General features: G+C 36.5%; 30 protein-coding genes. 24 read left to right on the top strand and 6 right to left on the bottom strand.

Annotated features, from left to right (window positions below; all coding sequences use genetic code 11):
* Window positions 1-313: 313 nt before the first annotated feature.
* From D0T49_RS03645 to D0T49_RS03620, 6 genes are all read right to left on the bottom strand, one after another.
* A complete protein-coding gene (locus D0T49_RS03645) occupies window positions 314-649 on the bottom strand; it encodes a helix-turn-helix domain-containing protein (RefSeq protein WP_163629231.1) in 336 nt (111 codons plus the stop codon).
* Window positions 650-651: 2 nt separating this feature from the next.
* Window positions 652-906, bottom strand: coding sequence for a hypothetical protein (locus tag D0T49_RS03640; protein WP_163629230.1), 255 nt, complete (start codon window positions 904-906; stop codon window positions 652-654).
* Window positions 907-952: 46 nt separating this feature from the next.
* Complete coding sequence (locus D0T49_RS03635) at window positions 953-1,570, bottom strand: hypothetical protein (RefSeq protein ID WP_163629229.1); 618 nt, start codon at window positions 1,568-1,570, stop codon at window positions 953-955.
* 26 nt (window positions 1,571-1,596) lie between these two features.
* Window positions 1,597-2,295 carry a J domain-containing protein gene (locus tag D0T49_RS03630; RefSeq protein WP_163629228.1) on the bottom strand — a complete coding sequence of 233 codons (699 nt, stop codon included), beginning with the start codon at window positions 2,293-2,295 and terminating at the stop codon, window positions 1,597-1,599.
* A gap of 307 nt (window positions 2,296-2,602) precedes the next feature.
* Window positions 2,603-3,073, bottom strand: coding sequence for a BACON domain-containing protein (locus D0T49_RS03625; RefSeq protein WP_163629227.1), 471 nt, complete (start codon window positions 3,071-3,073; stop codon window positions 2,603-2,605).
* Window positions 3,074-3,218: 145 nt separating this feature from the next.
* The gene (locus tag D0T49_RS03620; protein WP_163629226.1) at window positions 3,219-3,941 is read right to left on the bottom strand and encodes a hypothetical protein; all 723 of its coding nucleotides are present in this window, start codon (window positions 3,939-3,941) and stop codon (window positions 3,219-3,221) included.
* 160 nt (window positions 3,942-4,101) lie between these two features.
* Here D0T49_RS03620 and D0T49_RS03615 point away from each other — a divergent pair, with 160 nt between their 5' ends.
* From D0T49_RS03615 to D0T49_RS03500, 24 genes are all read left to right on the top strand, one after another.
* Window positions 4,102-4,338 carry a hypothetical protein gene (locus tag D0T49_RS03615; RefSeq protein WP_163629225.1) on the top strand — a complete coding sequence of 79 codons (237 nt, stop codon included), beginning with the start codon at window positions 4,102-4,104 and terminating at the stop codon, window positions 4,336-4,338.
* Window positions 4,335-4,532, top strand: coding sequence for a helix-turn-helix domain-containing protein (locus D0T49_RS03610; RefSeq protein ID WP_163629224.1), 198 nt, complete (start codon window positions 4,335-4,337; stop codon window positions 4,530-4,532). Before D0T49_RS03615 ends, D0T49_RS03610 begins: the two co-directional genes overlap by 4 nt.
* 128 nt (window positions 4,533-4,660) lie before the next feature.
* Window positions 4,661-4,939, top strand: a complete 279-nt coding sequence (locus D0T49_RS03605; protein ID WP_163629223.1) for a winged helix-turn-helix domain-containing protein — start codon at window positions 4,661-4,663, stop codon at window positions 4,937-4,939.
* A gap of 2 nt (window positions 4,940-4,941) precedes the next feature.
* Complete coding sequence (locus D0T49_RS03600; RefSeq protein ID WP_163629222.1) at window positions 4,942-5,424, top strand: hypothetical protein; 483 nt, start codon at window positions 4,942-4,944, stop codon at window positions 5,422-5,424.
* A 19-nt stretch (window positions 5,425-5,443) separates the two neighbouring features.
* Complete coding sequence (locus D0T49_RS03595) at window positions 5,444-5,926, top strand: hypothetical protein (protein ID WP_163629221.1); 483 nt, start codon at window positions 5,444-5,446, stop codon at window positions 5,924-5,926.
* Window positions 5,927-5,952: 26 nt separating this feature from the next.
* Entirely contained in the window at window positions 5,953-6,348 is a 396-nt protein-coding gene (locus D0T49_RS03590) for a hypothetical protein (RefSeq protein ID WP_163629220.1), read from the top strand.
* 214 nt (window positions 6,349-6,562) lie between these two features.
* On the top strand, window positions 6,563-7,558 hold the full coding sequence (locus tag D0T49_RS03585; protein WP_163629219.1) for a reverse transcriptase/maturase family protein: 996 nt from the start codon (window positions 6,563-6,565) through the stop codon (window positions 7,556-7,558).
* The gene (locus D0T49_RS03580; protein ID WP_163629218.1) at window positions 7,530-7,841 is read left to right on the top strand and encodes a hypothetical protein; all 312 of its coding nucleotides are present in this window, start codon (window positions 7,530-7,532) and stop codon (window positions 7,839-7,841) included. Before D0T49_RS03585 ends, D0T49_RS03580 begins: the two co-directional genes overlap by 29 nt.
* Before the next feature lie 11 nt (window positions 7,842-7,852).
* On the top strand, window positions 7,853-8,956 hold the full coding sequence (dnaN, locus tag D0T49_RS03575) for a DNA polymerase III subunit beta (protein ID WP_163629217.1): 1,104 nt from the start codon (window positions 7,853-7,855) through the stop codon (window positions 8,954-8,956).
* Between the two features lie 11 nt (window positions 8,957-8,967).
* Entirely contained in the window at window positions 8,968-9,360 is a 393-nt protein-coding gene (locus D0T49_RS03570; protein WP_163629216.1) for a PcfK-like family protein, read from the top strand.
* A 7-nt stretch (window positions 9,361-9,367) separates the two neighbouring features.
* The gene (locus D0T49_RS03565) at window positions 9,368-10,771 is read left to right on the top strand and encodes a PcfJ domain-containing protein (protein WP_163629215.1); all 1,404 of its coding nucleotides are present in this window, start codon (window positions 9,368-9,370) and stop codon (window positions 10,769-10,771) included.
* Window positions 10,772-10,785: 14 nt separating this feature from the next.
* On the top strand, window positions 10,786-11,097 hold the full coding sequence (locus D0T49_RS03560; RefSeq protein ID WP_163629214.1) for a hypothetical protein: 312 nt from the start codon (window positions 10,786-10,788) through the stop codon (window positions 11,095-11,097).
* A complete protein-coding gene (locus D0T49_RS03555) occupies window positions 11,048-11,923 on the top strand; it encodes a hypothetical protein (RefSeq protein WP_163629213.1) in 876 nt (291 codons plus the stop codon). Before D0T49_RS03560 ends, D0T49_RS03555 begins: the two co-directional genes overlap by 50 nt.
* Window positions 11,920-12,075: a hypothetical protein gene (locus tag D0T49_RS03550; protein ID WP_163629212.1), complete on the top strand. Its 156-nt coding sequence runs from the start codon at window positions 11,920-11,922 to the stop codon at window positions 12,073-12,075. The genes D0T49_RS03555 and D0T49_RS03550 overlap by 4 nt, the downstream gene beginning before the upstream one ends.
* A gap of 65 nt (window positions 12,076-12,140) precedes the next feature.
* Complete coding sequence (locus D0T49_RS03545; RefSeq protein WP_239056997.1) at window positions 12,141-12,512, top strand: hypothetical protein; 372 nt, start codon at window positions 12,141-12,143, stop codon at window positions 12,510-12,512.
* A 5-nt stretch (window positions 12,513-12,517) separates the two neighbouring features.
* Window positions 12,518-12,841, top strand: coding sequence for a hypothetical protein (locus D0T49_RS03540; RefSeq protein WP_163629211.1), 324 nt, complete (start codon window positions 12,518-12,520; stop codon window positions 12,839-12,841).
* A 3-nt stretch (window positions 12,842-12,844) separates the two neighbouring features.
* Window positions 12,845-13,255: a hypothetical protein gene (locus D0T49_RS03535; RefSeq protein ID WP_163629210.1), complete on the top strand. Its 411-nt coding sequence runs from the start codon at window positions 12,845-12,847 to the stop codon at window positions 13,253-13,255.
* An 87-nt stretch (window positions 13,256-13,342) separates the two neighbouring features.
* Complete coding sequence (locus D0T49_RS03530) at window positions 13,343-13,546, top strand: hypothetical protein (protein WP_163629209.1); 204 nt, start codon at window positions 13,343-13,345, stop codon at window positions 13,544-13,546.
* A gap of 45 nt (window positions 13,547-13,591) precedes the next feature.
* Window positions 13,592-13,816: a hypothetical protein gene (locus D0T49_RS03525; RefSeq protein ID WP_163629208.1), complete on the top strand. Its 225-nt coding sequence runs from the start codon at window positions 13,592-13,594 to the stop codon at window positions 13,814-13,816.
* A 3-nt stretch (window positions 13,817-13,819) separates the two neighbouring features.
* Entirely contained in the window at window positions 13,820-14,017 is a 198-nt protein-coding gene (locus D0T49_RS03520; RefSeq protein ID WP_163629207.1) for a hypothetical protein, read from the top strand.
* Between the two features lie 64 nt (window positions 14,018-14,081).
* Window positions 14,082-14,321, top strand: coding sequence for a hypothetical protein (locus D0T49_RS03515; RefSeq protein WP_163629206.1), 240 nt, complete (start codon window positions 14,082-14,084; stop codon window positions 14,319-14,321).
* Window positions 14,322-14,371: 50 nt separating this feature from the next.
* Complete coding sequence (locus D0T49_RS03510) at window positions 14,372-14,608, top strand: hypothetical protein (protein ID WP_163629205.1); 237 nt, start codon at window positions 14,372-14,374, stop codon at window positions 14,606-14,608.
* Window positions 14,598-15,410: an RNA polymerase subunit sigma gene (locus tag D0T49_RS03505; RefSeq protein WP_239056996.1), complete on the top strand. Its 813-nt coding sequence runs from the start codon at window positions 14,598-14,600 to the stop codon at window positions 15,408-15,410. The genes D0T49_RS03510 and D0T49_RS03505 overlap by 11 nt, the downstream gene beginning before the upstream one ends.
* A complete protein-coding gene (locus tag D0T49_RS03500; protein ID WP_163629204.1) occupies window positions 15,400-15,606 on the top strand; it encodes a hypothetical protein in 207 nt (68 codons plus the stop codon). Before D0T49_RS03505 ends, D0T49_RS03500 begins: the two co-directional genes overlap by 11 nt.
* Window positions 15,607-15,679: the final 73 nt, after the last annotated feature.

The raw sequence follows: 15,679 nt of genomic DNA, 5'->3' as shown, positions 1-15,679 counted from the left end.
CAATTTCGGTTTATGCCGAGTCGCGAGAAGCATCTATGTCTCATGAATGTTGGTTGTGTGTTTCACAGAGCCACACAGAATTGTTCACGGAGTTTCGCAGAGAGTTTTTCTTCAAAAATTGTCATTTCCAACAGTGTATATAGTGTTGTAAACAGGCAAAAATTTAATAAAAAAAGCCCTAATAACCATGTTCTGTACATTGATTATCAGAGCTTTATTTGTAATGTCGGGGTAGCGGGATTCGAACCCACGACCCCCTGCTCCCAAAGCAAACGTTGCTAGAATTAAGAGTCTGATAATCAAATCAAAATGATTACTTGATTTTTTTTTGCAATATATTTGCAATATTATTAATGGTTTTATTTTGTTCTTCTAATTGTATTGACATTTTGTTTATTTGCTCTTGTTGTTTGAATAGTAAAATTTTTAAATCCGTTCCTCCTTGTTTTACGTCTTTAGCTTCTCCAAAAAGATAAGCTACTGTAACATTGAAATACTTGGCTGTTTTAACTATTTTATCAGACGGCATGAATGTTTTACCACTTAAATAGCCTTCAAGTGTAGTGCGATGAATCCCAAGATATTTAGCAAATGCCGTTTTATTTACCTTGCGCTCATGAAGAAGATTGGTGAGTATTTGAGCAAGCATGTTTATTGTTTATAGCATATTTTGCACTTGGTTCTCCCCCACTTTTCTGCTTCTTTCATTGTTACTGTTTTCTTTTCGCCCTTGCAAGCATTTAACCCCCGGCACTTATTTGTTTTATGGTATTTGGTAGCTGAATTACCGGTACAGATAGTTACTTTAGTTTCTTGTGTGCTACTTTTTATTTTGTTCTCTGTTCCATTGAGTGAGAATGAAGCTAAGAATAAGGTGAACGATATGAGTAATAGTTGCTTTTTCATTCTGAATTCTTAAATAATAACAATAGTAATGTATTCACATAAATACTTAATTTTCGAAAAAAGTAGATTGATTAATACGAGAGGTTGAAGCATTTCCACCTGTCACGGTATAAAGAGTTACCGTAGCAACAGTGTAACCATTATAACTGTCTTCGAAGTACTGGGGTTTATCAAACTCTGAGAAACTTACATTTGATTCGAAATATCCTTTTCCTCCACAGGGATTTTCGAGTTCTGGATTCCAGTCGTTCCCATAAAAAACTCGAATTTTGTATCTGCCTTGCGCAATGTCGGTCATGGTGAAATTTGTATTTCTTTGTACGTATTCATTTCTTATTGTTCTATCGAGAGCAATGCTATACAGACAAATGACGGCATCCGAACTTGCTCCGTTTTTTATGGTTAATGTGGCATTTCCGTTGTAAATTCCTTTACCAAAACAAGAGTCGAAAGGCGACGATCCATTTTGAAGTTGATAGCCGGCATACTTGCTTTTGTGTGTTTGATGGGAGCTATATTGACGTGTAGTCTCATGTGTTTTTGCTACACGAGGATTTCGTGGTGTGTTATCAGTGTTATCGATTGTCAAATAAAGCAAAAAAGCATAACAAAATGCAATTATTACGATAGTTATAACTAAGAGTATTTTTCTATTTCTGCTCATCTTTCGTTTGAAAATATATGGAGTTTTTATGCTGTTGGTTTGTTTTTAGACCAGCCTCTTTTATGTAATGCAACTACAAGTTCGCAAGCTGATATATCAGATTCTTTTTTTATTCCGGCATCTTTGACTATGATTGATTTGTCAATTGCAGATAAAATTCGTCCCAAAAACCATCCCAAAAGTAGACCTACTATTGAATAAAGAAGCCAATCGTTTTCCAAACCACTGATAAGTCCTAAAATAATTCCCAATGCGGCAAAAGAAATAAGTGGTAAGAATAAGAATAAATTCGAGCTGATTTTATGTGTTTTATGGCATGCTCCACATCTTGGTATTTCGATATCTACAGTGCTGAACCAAACTTTTCGCTGTGGAAAGTGAGTTCGCTTAGTTTCTTTGTAGAGTGTTGTTTTATATGAAAATTCTTTGTTTGCCAAATTGCGATCACAATAATAGCATTTTTCTATTTTTACTTCTGTTTTTTGTTGTGGTTGTATTCTTTGATAAAATTGTGTGTAATACTTTATATCGTAATCCCTTCTTTTATCTCTATCGCTAAGAATGGTATTTGCTTCTATTATTAATTGCATTTGAGAAGTGGTGTCGCTATTGCTATTTGCATCCGGATGCCATTTCTTGGCCATAGTTCTGTATGCCATCGCTACTTCTTCTTGCGTGGCTCGTGGAGAGATGCCCAATATTGAGTAATAATTTTTAAGATACATGTTTTTTCAGGAATTGGCAGGGATGAAAAAATTATTTCTTTTCGATTTCGTTTCTGTATTCGCTACTAACAAAGAATAACATCATGTGTATCATGAAATTTGAGATAAATACAATTACTGATGGTGCAAATAGCCGAATATACCATTTGTCGATTATTCCAAAATATTTAAAAATATAGATTCCGAATACGACCATGGAGACAGTAAATACTCCGAAAATAATCTTGTGTACTAATTTACCTTTATTGAAATAAGGAAAGGCTAATAAGCCTGCAAGTAGACATCCAATTGTGAGCATCGTTTTTTTTTATTTTATGGTTTTTTCTTGAGAAATTTCTATGATTTTTTCTTCTTCAAATCCATTTGAGAAATACTTAAAAGATAGCACTGCGTGAACAGGTGGCAGTGAGGGATTTAGAATGGTTTGCTTGTATCTTACATTCACCTTGCCATCATTTTGTCCCGATAGAGGAGTGGCTTGTAATCCTTCAACGGGAATAATAATTTCACCCCTTCCAGTTTCTAAGTAATTAAAAATTTCGACTGTCCATTTCGTGTTTGATTTTACATTAAGCTGAAAAGAACCAGCTTCAGCACCAAGACGAATGAAATAACATTCGGTACAGCCACGACTTTCTTCGTCACAAGACATAAGTGTGCCTCCTACGAGTTCTACGTCCAACTTAGTTTCTACATCTAATTGTGTGCCATCGAGGGGTTCGTTATCACAGGAAGTAAGCAGTAGGATTGAGGCTAAAAGTAATAGTGTTTTTTTCATATATGATTTTGTTTCAATGTTGTTAATTTTAAGATAAATTTTGTATATTTGCTTTCACATATAAGCTGTTGGTTTTGTAAAAAATACGAATTAATTAAGCCTCTCCTTACCTATGATTAACAGAAATGTACATTCTAGGATTATACTATTTGCGTAATCTATCCTTATAAGTTGCCCCTTTTTTAGCGTTTTCGATAAAATCATTTTCTTTAACAGCCGAAAGTCTATCAATTGTTTTTTGTTTATTCTCAAGCTCCCTATTTAGTATTTCTTTATCCTGTTGTAAAATTTTTTTGTCTTGTTTTAAATCTAACTTGTCCTGTTCCAAGGATTTTATTTCTTTTCTGAGCTCATTTATTAGTTCATCTTGATTGTTTCCATCTATCTTATTGTATTCCGGAACCGGCGAGGCTACTATTGAGGTGGTGTTGAAAGAATCGTATTTTTCAAATAAAATTACTGTGTGGCGTTGTACCCCACCGGATTGCAATCCGGCTTCGGATATGGATGTGTTAATAGCATTCCAGCCATTATTATTCATTTCTGTTATTTTATTATTCACTTCCCATTCGTCGGTAGAGTTAATAATAATAGTTTTTTGCTCTTTCTTTGTTTTATACGGCTTAGCTTTCTGCTGTGTATTCAACATCTCTCCCCTGCCTGTTAAAAGCCAATCAGCATTAATGTTTAATGTCGAATTATCTACAATTCTATTTAGTATTTCGTATCTTGGCTTTGCTTGTTTTTTACCAACAATATCTCTTAAAGCTGGTTGATTCACCCCTGTAATGCGTGCTAATTCAGAAATATTGTTATCGCAAAGTTTCTCTGATATAATACTAATTCTTTGATTAATAGTTGTTTCCATCCCGAGTTATTTTTAAACATTCTAAATTGTAGATTATTCTACAATTATTACGGAGAATTATTTTTATTGTAGAAATATCTACATATATTTGCAATGCAATCAACGTGTAACTAAAACGCAACCAAATGAGATAAGATACAAATATAATAAAATAGTAGATATGGATAAAAAAGAGAGGCTAAAACCAGTAAAAAAAATAGATGTGAAGGCAACCTTGTTACAGATGCAGCCGGGGGATTTTTTGGATTTCAAATACAGGGATGTTGTTTTAGGTACTTTAAAATCGGCAGTATCGAGATTGAACAAAAATCCAAAAACAGGAAAAATGTTTACTTGTTCGGAAAAAGAGATAGAAGACGGTGTAAGAGTGTATTGTACAAAAATAAGAAACATATGACAACTACGATGCCGGAAATAAAAGATAATGACCGATATCCTATTGGAGAAACAGCCAAGATTTTGGGTATTTGCCGTGATACGCTTCGGAAACATACGGAGGAAGGATATATAAAATGTATCTATAACCGTGTAAATAAGCGGAGGCTTTATACCGGAGCAGAGATAAAACGATACTGGAACTCATATTCATAACCAAGTACAGGCTCTAATAAAATAAACATTGATTATCAGAGCAAATAAAAACCACATTTTTTTTCTTCAGGCGTGAAGAGTAGAGCCTGTACTTGAATGAAAATAAGAACAATATAAAAAACATTATTATGAACCAAGTTATTTTTAATGACGCACAGCGTATAGTATCGGTTAACGGTACGACTACCCGGCTCACCGAAAAAGAGTTTCTACTGTTACAACTGCTTTACAGCAATAAAGGAGAAATTGTAGAACGTGACACCTCACTTTCCTCTATTTGGAAGAATGTAGACGAATTTACCCGCCGTAGCATGGATGTTTATATCTGCAAACTGCGGAAAAAGTTCAAGAGTTTCTTCGAAATTGAAAGCATCCATTCACAAGGACATAAATTAATAGAAATATAATTATGAATGAAAAAACATTTACCATCAATCCGCAAGAAGCCCGCCAAATATACGCCGGAGCTTCTGACAAAGTAAAATCCCTTTTAGAAAAAAAAGCAGGGAAAGACTTCTTTTCTTCAAAAGTAACCGACCGTATAAAAACATATGAGGATGCTTGTGTCGAGTTGGGCGAAAAACCTATAAACGAGGACGAATTACTCCAAGCTGGCTTTACAAAAGACGAAATCACTTATCGTAAACTTAAAACCATTACCAAGGCCCTTAATGAAGGACGGGAGTTTGATATTTACGATTCCGATGTGCGCCGTTGGTATCCATGGTTTGAATGTAACGATTCTCCTTCGGGCTTCGCGTTCTACGATTCGAATTGCGGTCGCTCGACTGCGGATGCGGGTAGCGGTTCGCGCCTTTGCTACAAATCTGAAGAATTAGCAAACTATTCAGGCAAACAGTTCCTTGACCTTTGGAGAGAATTTATTCAATAACCTTAAAAATACAATCAATATGAAAATAGACGAACAATTAAGCATTCCAAAAGCAGAAATCATAAAGAAATGGCGTAATGCTGATAACGACGGGAAAAAGCTACTCGAAGCAATTTACGGACAAGAAATTTTTGAAAGTGAAGATGTTACATTAAAGATAAAAACGGTAGAAGATGCCTTCAAACTTACTGGACGGCCTAAAATAGACTTCTCCAACCTTCCTAAAGATATGAGAGAAAAGTTTGAAGCCGAATATGAAATGAATGTCATTTCAGAGGCAATAAACGAAGGTTGGATTCCTGATTGGGACAATGATAATCAACCCAAATGGCGTCCATGGTTTATCATGTCTCCTTCGGGCTTCGCGTTCGACGTTTCGTTTTGCGCTTACTCGGCTGCGTATGCGGGTAGCGGTTCGCGCCTTCATTTTGAAACGCGAGAGAAAGCAATCTACGTTGCAAAGCAATTTCTTGACATCTGGAAGAAAATACAGTTAGGATAAATTAACAACTATAAATAATAGCAAGAATGAAAACATTAAAAGAACAACTGGAAGATAGATTAAAAACAGTAGAAGATGCCTATAACGAAACCGGACGTCCTAAAATAGATTTTTCTGTTTATCCGGAAGACATGCGAAAACATGAAGAAGCAGACTATACTGCAAAAATCATAGTAGAAGCAGCCCGGAAAATAGAAAAAGAAAATAATCCGGAAGAAATAGACTGGGGCAACTTTAGTCAACCCAAATGGTATCCTTGGTTTATCATGTCTCCTTCGGGCTTCGCGTTCTACGGTTCGCTTTACGATCGCTCGATTGCGTGTGCGGGTAGCGGTTCGCGCCTTCGCGTTCTGAATGAGGAAACCTCCGATTACATAGGAAAAACGTTCTTGGATGTTTGGAAAGACGTTCAATTAGGATAAAAACAAAAGGTTGTTTGTCTTTGTGGCTGTCTCCTTCAGGCTTCACGTTCAACGATTCGAATTACGATAACTCGAATGCGAATGCAGGTAGCAGTTCGCACCTATGCAGAAATGATTTTCTAAAAAGACAAAGACCTTGCCCCTTGGCAAAAAACAACAATTCAAAAGGTGTTAGTAGGATAACCCGAACGCTCCGATAAGAAAAGCAAAGGCTATGAAACGGATAAATAACTTATTCGAAAAAGTATGTGAATTTGATAATCTCTATCTGGCTTACCAAAAAGCCAGACAGGGAAAGTCAAATCGGTATGGAGTAAAGCTCTTTGAGAAGAATCTGGACGAAAATCTAAATCAGATACAACACGAACTTCTTTCCGGTACATACAAAACATCCGAATACGACATTTTCATCATTCACGACCCAAAAGAACGGACCATTTACCGTCTCCCGTTTAGAGACAGAGTAGTGCACCACGCAATAATGAATGTGATGGAAAGTATATGGAATACCATTTTCATATCCAACACATATTCCTGTATCAAGGGACGTGGAATACACGGAGCCTTAAAACACATCCGGCGTGATATGAAAAATGTAGAAGAAACCCGGTATTGCCTCAAACTTGATATAAAGAAGTTCTATCCAAGTATCGACCACGAAGTAATGAAAATCATTATTCGGAAGAAGATAAAGGATTCACGCCTTTTAAACCTGCTTGATGGCATAATAGATTCAGCACCCGGAGTGCCTATCGGAAATTATCTGTCACAGTTCCTTGCAAACCTTTACCTGTCTTATTTCGACCATTGGATGAAAGAACAGAAGCAAGTTAAGTACTATTACCGCTATGCCGATGATATAGTCATTTTAGCACTGGATAAACCATATCTGCATATCCTCTTCAAAGAGATAGAGCAATACTTGAACAATAACCTCAAGCTACAGGTAAAACACAATTATCAGGTATTTCCTGTCAATAAACGGGGGATTGACTTTGTAGGGTACGTATTCTACCATCAATACATTCTGATGCGTAAATCAATCAAAAAACGGTTCTGTAAGCGTGTCGCTAAACTCAACAAGAAAAACCTTACTGCCAAAGAATATAAGATAAAAATATGTTCATGGCTTGGATGGGCAAAACATTGTAACTCCAAACATTTAATCAAAACCATAATCAATGAAGAAATTCTCAGAACTTGGGATTGAGATTGAAACTGGTAAAAATATGTTTCAAGTTCCCAAAATACAAATAACCGAAATAATTAATTGTGAAATAGAAGTATTGGACTTTGAAAAAGACATAACCACCCGTCATGGGGATGGAAGATATATCTTAAAAATAAAATATAATGGGAACGAATATAAATTTTTCACTAATGCAGCTAAAATAAAAGAGGCTCTAGATAAAATACCTAAAACAGAATTCCCATTTCAGACAACAATCAAACAAGAGAGCTTCGGAACAGGTAGAACTTTTTACTTTACTTAACAATAACTTACATGAACACAACAATTAAAGTCTCAAAATCGGAGTTACAAAACAAGCTCCGTCTGGTTGGAAAAATAGTACAGCCAAACAAAGTAAACCCGATAGCCGAACAGTTTTTGCTTGAGGCGGAAGAAAATACATTACAAGTATCGGGAACTGATATATCGGGTATGATAACGGTAGAAATAGAGTGTATAAGCATTTCGGGTAGTGCACGTTGGTGTATTGACGCAAAAAAGATGCTTGATGCAATCAGTGAGCTTCCGGACCAACCATTGGTTATCGAGGTGAATGATTTTAAAACGGAAGTGAAATATAGTTCCGGTACGTTTGAGTTAGGTACGCATCATCCTGATTTATTCCCTGTAATAAAAGATAATAGCGCTAATACCTGTTTGTCGGTAGAGAAAAAATTGCTCATTGAGGGTATCAATCAGGTGATAGGTTGTGTGGGTAACGATGAACTTCGTCCGGTGATGAGCGGTGTTTACATGGAATTGAAGGAACGAAAATTATCTTTTGTAGCTACTAACGCCCATGTGCTTGCTTTGCGTGAATATCCTTTTGATTCCGTGTTTGAAACGGGAGCTATTATCCCGTCCAAAGCCGCTAAACTGATTGCATCTATGCTTGCTGTTTGTGATGATACAGTAGAAGTGGGCATATCCCTTAAAAACATATTAATCAGGTCGAAGGGATACAGTTTTATATACAGGCTGATAGAGGGGCGTTATCCGAACTACAGAAGTGTTATTCCAGACAACCAATTATCGGTTGAGGTTGATAAAAGTGATTTCTTAGGAGTATTGAGACGTATTGCCATATTTGCGAATGAAGCAACGTCGTTAATGACCCTTGAGCTTAATACAAATACCATCACTTTAAATGCTGAAGATGTGGACTACAGCAGGTCGGCAAAGGAAACAATGCCTGTAGATTACTCCGGAATCTCCCTTAGGATAGGCTTTAAAGCATCTTACCTGATTGCACTGATTAATTCGGTTGAAACATCATCCTGTACCTTGCACTTTTCGGAACCGGAGAGAGCAGCTCTCATCACTCCCAAAACAGAAGGCATTACATTGCTTATTATGCCCTCGATTATTAACTCATAACACATAGCTATATGAAAGCATCCGATGGATTTAAAAAAACGATAAAAGCCTATTTAGATAACCGGGCAAAAGAGGACGAACTTTTTGCGGAAACTTATGCCAAACCCAATAAGAATATAGAGGATTGCATTACTTATATTCTGAATTCGGTTCAAAAATCAGGTTGTAACGGCTTTGATGATGATGAAATTTACTCTATGGCAGTACATTATTATGACGAAGATAATATTGATGTAGGTAAACCGGTCAACGCTAAAGTGGTGGTAAACCATAAAACCGAGAACAAAAGAGATGAAGATGATAATAAAGCAGCCAAACCGACAAGTGAAGATAAAACAGTTTCGACTAAAAAAAGAACCTCAAAACAAAAGAAAGAAGACGTAGGGCAATTAGTGTTATTCTGATAAAGCTATGAAACCGAGAACTAGATTACAGCGAGAAATAGTAGAATCAGCCCAATATCTTTTTAACAGGGAGAATGAAATACTCCCATGGGCGAGTAAGGTGTGTTTAGAGCACAGGGGATATGCTACAAAAAAGCGTGTAGTGTGTATGGACTGCGGTGAAACATTTTCGCCGGAAATGGTAAAACGCAAACAAGCTGTTTGTCCCCATTGCAATACACGTATAAAAGTGACGCAATCGAGAAAAACCACCGATGAGCAACGGACATACGTGGCTTATGCTGAGATATACGGAGAGTTTCAGGTTATCCGCAACTATGAGCTTCGTTCGTACCACAGGGCAGGTGAAAAAGCAAGGTATTATTTTGATGAGATATTGCAACATTGGATATTGCCGAATGGTAAAAGAGAGGTTTACGGCAAAAATCACACTACAAACTGGTATTGTGATTCGTGGAATGGAGATATGGAGATACGGAGAGATTACCCCCGGTATTACGGTGGTGATAAATACGATGTTTACCCTTATAAATATCATCCCGCCTCTGTTTTCAAGCCGATGTACAGCATTTATGGCATAAATCACAAATTGGAAGGTTTTACTTTCTTGGAGGCGATTAAAGTTCTACCTCATGACCCTAAAGCCGAAACTCTGTTGAAAGCAAAGCAATATAGTATGCTTGGCCAATGGTATTCAAAAAGGGGAAGTATAGACAAATACTGGGCTTCGATAAAAATATGCCTCCGGAATAAATATATGGTGAAAGATGCCGGGTTGTGGCTTGATTACCTTGACTTGCTCAGTTACTTCAAAAAAGACCTGCATAATGCAAAATACGTATGTCCTAAGAATTTAAGGAAGGAGCATGACCGATTTGTGGCGAAGAAACGTAAGATTCAGGAGCGGAAAAACATGGAAGGGGATTATTTAAGCCTACTGGAATACTTCGGGATACCATTCGATAAAAAGAACTACGTGTTCCCTAAAAATCTGAAACAAGAATACAACAGGCTCCTGAATGATAAAAAGCGTGTAGAGTTAGAGAAAAAACTGAAATGGCAATCGGACAGGGAGAAGGTGTACAGGGAATTTATAGAACGTTTTATCGACCTTGTTATTTCGGATGGAGAACTTGTAATAGAACCATTGAAGACGATTGAAGAATTTAAGCAGGAAGGGGATGAACTGAAGCACTGTGTATTTACAAACGAATACTTTAAAAAAGACAATAAGCTAATCCTCTCGGCCAAACTAAAAGAAACAAGAGTAGAAACCATAGAGTTTAACCTCAAAACAATGAAAGTAGACCAATGTAGGGGAAAGCACAATAACAATACGGAATACCACGACAGGATTCTTAAACTGCTAAACCGGAATAAAAAACTAATAGCGGAACGGGTAACTGCATAAACAATTTACACATTATGAAAACACTTCAGGAAAATACAGTAATAAATTATTTTGATAAAAAGTACGGTACAGATGTAGAGCGCCGTTACCGGAAATTGCAGGAGGAGGTGAATGAGCTTCATATAGAAATGCTAAACAGGGAGCGTGGGATGGATAATACAGATAGGATAATAGATGAGTTGAGTGATTCCTTTGCCGTGCTTCTTCATTTGGCATATTGCATTGGTATGGAACATAAAAAAGATTTATGTGCATCGGAACTGCTAAGAATGGCTTATGAGAAGAATAAAATTAGAGAAAGCAACCCTGAATATAAAAGACATTAGTATGGAAACATTCAAAGGAAAAGCAATTTACAACCCTGCCGGTCCTGCCGGAGAGTATTCGAGATGGGCGTGTAATTTCTACATGGGCTGTTCAAATGATTGCGACTATTGTTACTGTAAAGAATATCCTTTAGGTATTTATTGGAGCACATCTCCCACTTTGAAACGGATGCTTGTAAATCCAAACAGGGCGATTGAGATATTCACATACGAGCTATTGAAAAATAAAGAGGAGTTGCAGAAATATGGTTTGTTTTTCTCGTTCACTACCGACCCTATGCTAACTGAAACAATCAAGCTGACACTCAATGCCGCTTTGATATGTTTGGATAACGACGTGCCTGTAAAGATACTTACAAAAAGAGCCGATTTCTTAGAAAGTGAGAGCTGGCTTTACTTTTCGGCCAAGTATATGACGTCGTTACGGAAAAAGAATGTGGCAATAGGTTTCACCCTTACCGGGCATGATGAGCGTGAGCCAAATGCCTCGTCCAATGCAGAGCGCATTGCAGCTATGCGTCAACTATACGAAATGGGGTTTAAAACATTTAGCTCGGTGGAGCCTATTATCACATTTGAGAAAGCAAAGCAGGTGATAGAGCAAACAATGGATTGCTGCCATTTGCATCAAATAGGCCTTATGGATAAGGGGAAGGAATATAACTATGGTGAGTTGTACGACTTTATCAATTGGCTTATCCGGAGTAAGGACGGTTTTGTTGGAAAAATATTCCTGAAACATTCGGTTATGAAGAAGTTGGATATAACCCTTGGTCATCTTCCTTTTACTTTCGTAGGTAAGAAATATAATCTTTTTAATCAATGAAAGCAAGAGTAGTACAAGGTGGAATAGGCACTTACGAAGTAGAGGTGAAAGCAGCATGGTATATGCCGTGGCAACCTGTATATGATGGCATGTTCCCATTTCGTGGTTCTTATAGCGAAGCAAAGAAAATAGCAGATAAGTTTAATAAATGAATTACCTTTTTAGACCTGTCATAAAGTAAAAGTAACAATAACAGATATATAATAGATTATGAATTATGAAAATACTACGATTGACCTTAAAAAAGAAATGGTTCGACATGGTACTCTCCGGAGATAAGAAAGAAGAATATCGAGAGATTAAACCATACTGGATGAAAAGACTCACTTTTTGCTTTATGGGTGGCTTTGTTGCCTGTAAATATAATAGTTGTGGCGGAAGACACGAACATTGTATGAATGCGATGAATGATGTATATACTCATGTCGAATTTAGGAATGGTTATTCTTCGAAATCTCCTAAAATATTACTTGAACTAAAAGGAATTATTGTAGGGAAAGGGCATAAGGAATGGGGCGCTCCCGATGACAATGTATTTATTATTAGACTTGGTGAAATTATCGAAACAAAAAACATCACGCCCAATTAATAGTTATGAAAGAATTTAACGGAACACAAGGTAAGTGGGAATCAGTTGAAATAGATTTGGCTGATTACAAACAAGTTTCGATCGGCTCAGGCGAAAAAATAATTTGCCATTTACACATTGAAAATGAAATATCGGATGAAGTAAAAGCTAATGCCCAACTTATCGCTACTGCTCCCGAATTATTGGATAAATGCATTGAATTGAGGAAGCAGTTAGATACGATTATTACATTATACGGATGTCATATTGAGGCTAAAAGGTATAATGAAATCACAGCTATATTAACCAATTCTTTTAAAGTAATCAATGAAAGTATTGGGAGGGTATGAGTAATGAAAAATGAAATCAAATTACAAAAAAATAATTGCAATAGGGAGTGGAGTGATGTTGAGTGGATACAAGAATTTCACGATTTTTTGCAGGGTGAAATTTCTGAAAATATACGATGTACGCCATTAAACTTGACACCAGAACAATCGAGTTTAATTATATGGTATCTACAAGAACACTTTTCAATACTCCCTGACCATATCGAAATGTGCGATGATTGTAAACAGATGTATGATAGCTATTCAGAGGGGTGTTATTATGAGATTGAGGGCAAATTTTATTGTGGTGCATGTGAAGATAATAGTGAAGCCGTTTATTGCGATTGTTGCATGACTGACATGTGGAAAAAAGACGGTCGAAATGATGATGGAATGTATTATTGTGATGAATGTAAAATCAAAAAACAAGAGTAATATAAGTTACTCGATGTTTTCGAATAACTGCAGAAAAGTAAAACAACAGTACATCTTATTATACATTTTATTTAAAAAAGTAAAACAATGAAAACATTTTACATGGTATTTGTGGAAGGGTGCGGACATCCAACGTATAAACATGAAAGCATGGATTCTGCGGAAAACGAAGCTAAGCGACTGGCAACTTTATTTAAGAAAAAAGCATACGTGCTTTGTACGATTAAATCAATAGAAGACAATCATTATATTATTGAGGATTGCCGACCTGATGATGAATTACCTTTTTAGACCTGTCATAAAGTAAAAGTAACAATAACAGGTATATAATAGATTATGAAAGAAACAAAATTAAAAGCACGGGAAATAGTTAACAGTATTTATCAGCCCTTAGGATATTTACGCTGCATGGTTTCTAACAATGAAATGTGGGAATGGGCTAAAGAAAGAGCAAAAGAACAAATCTCTTTACTAAAATCTCAAATCCCTATGTATGCAGGAGGATTGAATTCTAAATGGGATTTTTGGAATGCTGTAGAACAAGAAATAGATAAATTATGAATTATGGCGTGGTTAAGCAAAGATAAAAATGGTATTGAAACCTTGTGGCTTTGCGAATATCCTCCGGTTCGTTGGCGTGATGAATGGAGCTATGACGAAGAATCGCACGGACAAGAACAACCAAAAGGGGCATATCGGGATTTCCCGGACGGCACTTTTAAAAGTTGTCCCAAATGGGACGAAAATCCGATAGAAATATAATACAATTTTAAACGAAAAATATATATACCAATATACAATAATTCAGTAAAAATAGATATAAATCATGAGAAAATTTAATTTGTACGACAAAGTAACATTTATCCCCGAAGGAGAAACGGAACGGAGAGTAGGCTGTATTATCGGCTTTGAAACCGAAGAAGACGGCTGTATTATCAGCAAAGAAAACGGGGCTTTGGTAGAGCCTAACGAGCATTCGTATATCGTAATTGAAGGCGAAGTAAACGGCCTTAATCTTTCATTAACGGAGTGTCTCGAAAGCGAACTTGAATTAGTTAATGAGTAGCCGGAAGTGGTAAGGCAAGGAGAATTAAAATAACTTTAAATAAAATACTTATGTGGGAAACAACATTTAAGCATTCGGAGTTGGGCGTGGAGGAGGTAACGCACGACTTTGGCAACCAAATAAAGATAGTTGCCAATCTTAGAAAAAAGACTGTTTGCCGTGTTCACGGTGAGATAATAGTAAAGGAATTTGACTACGAACCGGACTTGGAGCGGTATATTCAATTTCTTGAAAACATATATTTTGAAGTAAATCCACCTAAAAAACACAAAGAAGATGAGGAATAAAATAGCGACCAAACATACAGAAGAAAGGTTTAAGACTTCCATACCTGCTAATATGCTGAACAGGTACACGGCAAATAGAGTATTAAAATCATGGGTGGAAAATTTTGTAGACGAAGATAGCGGAGAGGTAGTAAGCATAGAAAGGAACGAGGTTCTTTTTGAAAAGGGCATACTGATAAATCAGGATATTCTGTCGCAGATACGGTTTCACATGGAGAGCGGAGAGATTAAAGAAATAGAGGTAAGTAACCAACGCCGGATTGCTTATTGTCAGGAAAGTACTTGTTTGTTTCCTCACATGGCCATTGTAGAAATGAACAGAAAGAAATATAAGTTTCTGTTTTATGCAAACGGTATTGATAATGCAATACTTATTCTTAACGACTACATTGAGCTGAATTATACTTCTCCTTTTTTTATTAAAGAGATAAAAGACTATCGTGCAGATATTATTCTGATTGATAATCTGAAAGCGGTAAAACCTGCGGAAGCTGACACGGATACGGAAAATGAAAATTCGTCGGACAGCGAGAAAAAGTTTTATCATATAGAATTTAGCATTGAGGTAGATGGGGAGTATTATACCGCCTCGATAGCGGTAGTTCACACATTTACCGTAGACCGGGCCATGATGCTTATAAACGATTACTTAATAAAGAAGGAAAGAAAGCGCTCGGAAGAAAAAAATGAGCCGGAGAGGGTTTTTACAACCATGATAGAGTTGGCCAAACCTACCTCTATCCATGTGTATATTCCTGAAGAATTTTCCGAAGCATATAATAGATACGAATATGAGCAATGAAAGGAAATTGGAAGAAATAGAAAGGTTGAGGCAGTTTGCGGATGAAACGGTTAATCCTAATGTGAAGATAATACTTCTTTCCCTCGCCGGAGCACTATTGGACGACGATGACGGGGTACTGACCTTGCATGTTCAGAATATAGTAAAAGAAGTATTGATACCAAAATCGAAAAAAGATAAGTTCAGATTAAATTAGCATGACTGTAGTTATAAAATGTAAGCATTGTGACCATTTTCGGCAGGAATCGCCAAACAGATACAAATGTGTC

It is taken from the genome of Paludibacter sp. 221 (genome assembly GCF_010501035.1).
GTDB lineage: Bacteria > Bacteroidota > Bacteroidia > Bacteroidales > Paludibacteraceae > QVMH01.
The sequence above is the reverse complement of the archived record's forward strand: the minus strand, read 5'-3'. Positions and strand labels throughout refer to the sequence as shown.

Coding starts and splice junctions, on each gene's coding strand:
- D0T49_RS03645 (WP_163629231.1), bottom strand. CDS start 649: ATGCTTGCTCAAATACTCACCAATCTTCTTCATGAGCGCAAGGTAAAT.
- D0T49_RS03640 (WP_163629230.1), bottom strand. CDS start 906: ATGAAAAAGCAACTATTACTCATATCGTTCACCTTATTCTTAGCTTCA.
- D0T49_RS03635 (WP_163629229.1), bottom strand. CDS start 1,570: ATGAGCAGAAATAGAAAAATACTCTTAGTTATAACTATCGTAATAATT.
- D0T49_RS03630 (WP_163629228.1), bottom strand. CDS start 2,295: ATGTATCTTAAAAATTATTACTCAATATTGGGCATCTCTCCACGAGCC.
- D0T49_RS03625 (WP_163629227.1), bottom strand. CDS start 3,073: ATGAAAAAAACACTATTACTTTTAGCCTCAATCCTACTGCTTACTTCC.
- D0T49_RS03620 (WP_163629226.1), bottom strand. CDS start 3,941: ATGGAAACAACTATTAATCAAAGAATTAGTATTATATCAGAGAAACTT.
- D0T49_RS03615 (WP_163629225.1), top strand. CDS start 4,102: ATGGATAAAAAAGAGAGGCTAAAACCAGTAAAAAAAATAGATGTGAAG.
- D0T49_RS03610 (WP_163629224.1), top strand. CDS start 4,335: ATGACAACTACGATGCCGGAAATAAAAGATAATGACCGATATCCTATT.
- D0T49_RS03605 (WP_163629223.1), top strand. CDS start 4,661: ATGAACCAAGTTATTTTTAATGACGCACAGCGTATAGTATCGGTTAAC.
- D0T49_RS03600 (WP_163629222.1), top strand. CDS start 4,942: ATGAATGAAAAAACATTTACCATCAATCCGCAAGAAGCCCGCCAAATA.
- D0T49_RS03595 (WP_163629221.1), top strand. CDS start 5,444: ATGAAAATAGACGAACAATTAAGCATTCCAAAAGCAGAAATCATAAAG.
- D0T49_RS03590 (WP_163629220.1), top strand. CDS start 5,953: ATGAAAACATTAAAAGAACAACTGGAAGATAGATTAAAAACAGTAGAA.
- D0T49_RS03585 (WP_163629219.1), top strand. CDS start 6,563: ATGAAACGGATAAATAACTTATTCGAAAAAGTATGTGAATTTGATAAT.
- D0T49_RS03580 (WP_163629218.1), top strand. CDS start 7,530: ATGAAGAAATTCTCAGAACTTGGGATTGAGATTGAAACTGGTAAAAAT.
- dnaN (WP_163629217.1), top strand. CDS start 7,853: ATGAACACAACAATTAAAGTCTCAAAATCGGAGTTACAAAACAAGCTC.
- D0T49_RS03570 (WP_163629216.1), top strand. CDS start 8,968: ATGAAAGCATCCGATGGATTTAAAAAAACGATAAAAGCCTATTTAGAT.
- D0T49_RS03565 (WP_163629215.1), top strand. CDS start 9,368: ATGAAACCGAGAACTAGATTACAGCGAGAAATAGTAGAATCAGCCCAA.
- D0T49_RS03560 (WP_163629214.1), top strand. CDS start 10,786: ATGAAAACACTTCAGGAAAATACAGTAATAAATTATTTTGATAAAAAG.
- D0T49_RS03555 (WP_163629213.1), top strand. CDS start 11,048: ATGAGAAGAATAAAATTAGAGAAAGCAACCCTGAATATAAAAGACATT.
- D0T49_RS03550 (WP_163629212.1), top strand. CDS start 11,920: ATGAAAGCAAGAGTAGTACAAGGTGGAATAGGCACTTACGAAGTAGAG.
- D0T49_RS03545 (WP_239056997.1), top strand. CDS start 12,141: ATGAAAATACTACGATTGACCTTAAAAAAGAAATGGTTCGACATGGTA.
- D0T49_RS03540 (WP_163629211.1), top strand. CDS start 12,518: ATGAAAGAATTTAACGGAACACAAGGTAAGTGGGAATCAGTTGAAATA.
- D0T49_RS03535 (WP_163629210.1), top strand. CDS start 12,845: ATGAAAAATGAAATCAAATTACAAAAAAATAATTGCAATAGGGAGTGG.
- D0T49_RS03530 (WP_163629209.1), top strand. CDS start 13,343: ATGAAAACATTTTACATGGTATTTGTGGAAGGGTGCGGACATCCAACG.
- D0T49_RS03525 (WP_163629208.1), top strand. CDS start 13,592: ATGAAAGAAACAAAATTAAAAGCACGGGAAATAGTTAACAGTATTTAT.
- D0T49_RS03520 (WP_163629207.1), top strand. CDS start 13,820: ATGGCGTGGTTAAGCAAAGATAAAAATGGTATTGAAACCTTGTGGCTT.
- D0T49_RS03515 (WP_163629206.1), top strand. CDS start 14,082: ATGAGAAAATTTAATTTGTACGACAAAGTAACATTTATCCCCGAAGGA.
- D0T49_RS03510 (WP_163629205.1), top strand. CDS start 14,372: ATGTGGGAAACAACATTTAAGCATTCGGAGTTGGGCGTGGAGGAGGTA.
- D0T49_RS03505 (WP_239056996.1), top strand. CDS start 14,598: ATGAGGAATAAAATAGCGACCAAACATACAGAAGAAAGGTTTAAGACT.
- D0T49_RS03500 (WP_163629204.1), top strand. CDS start 15,400: ATGAGCAATGAAAGGAAATTGGAAGAAATAGAAAGGTTGAGGCAGTTT.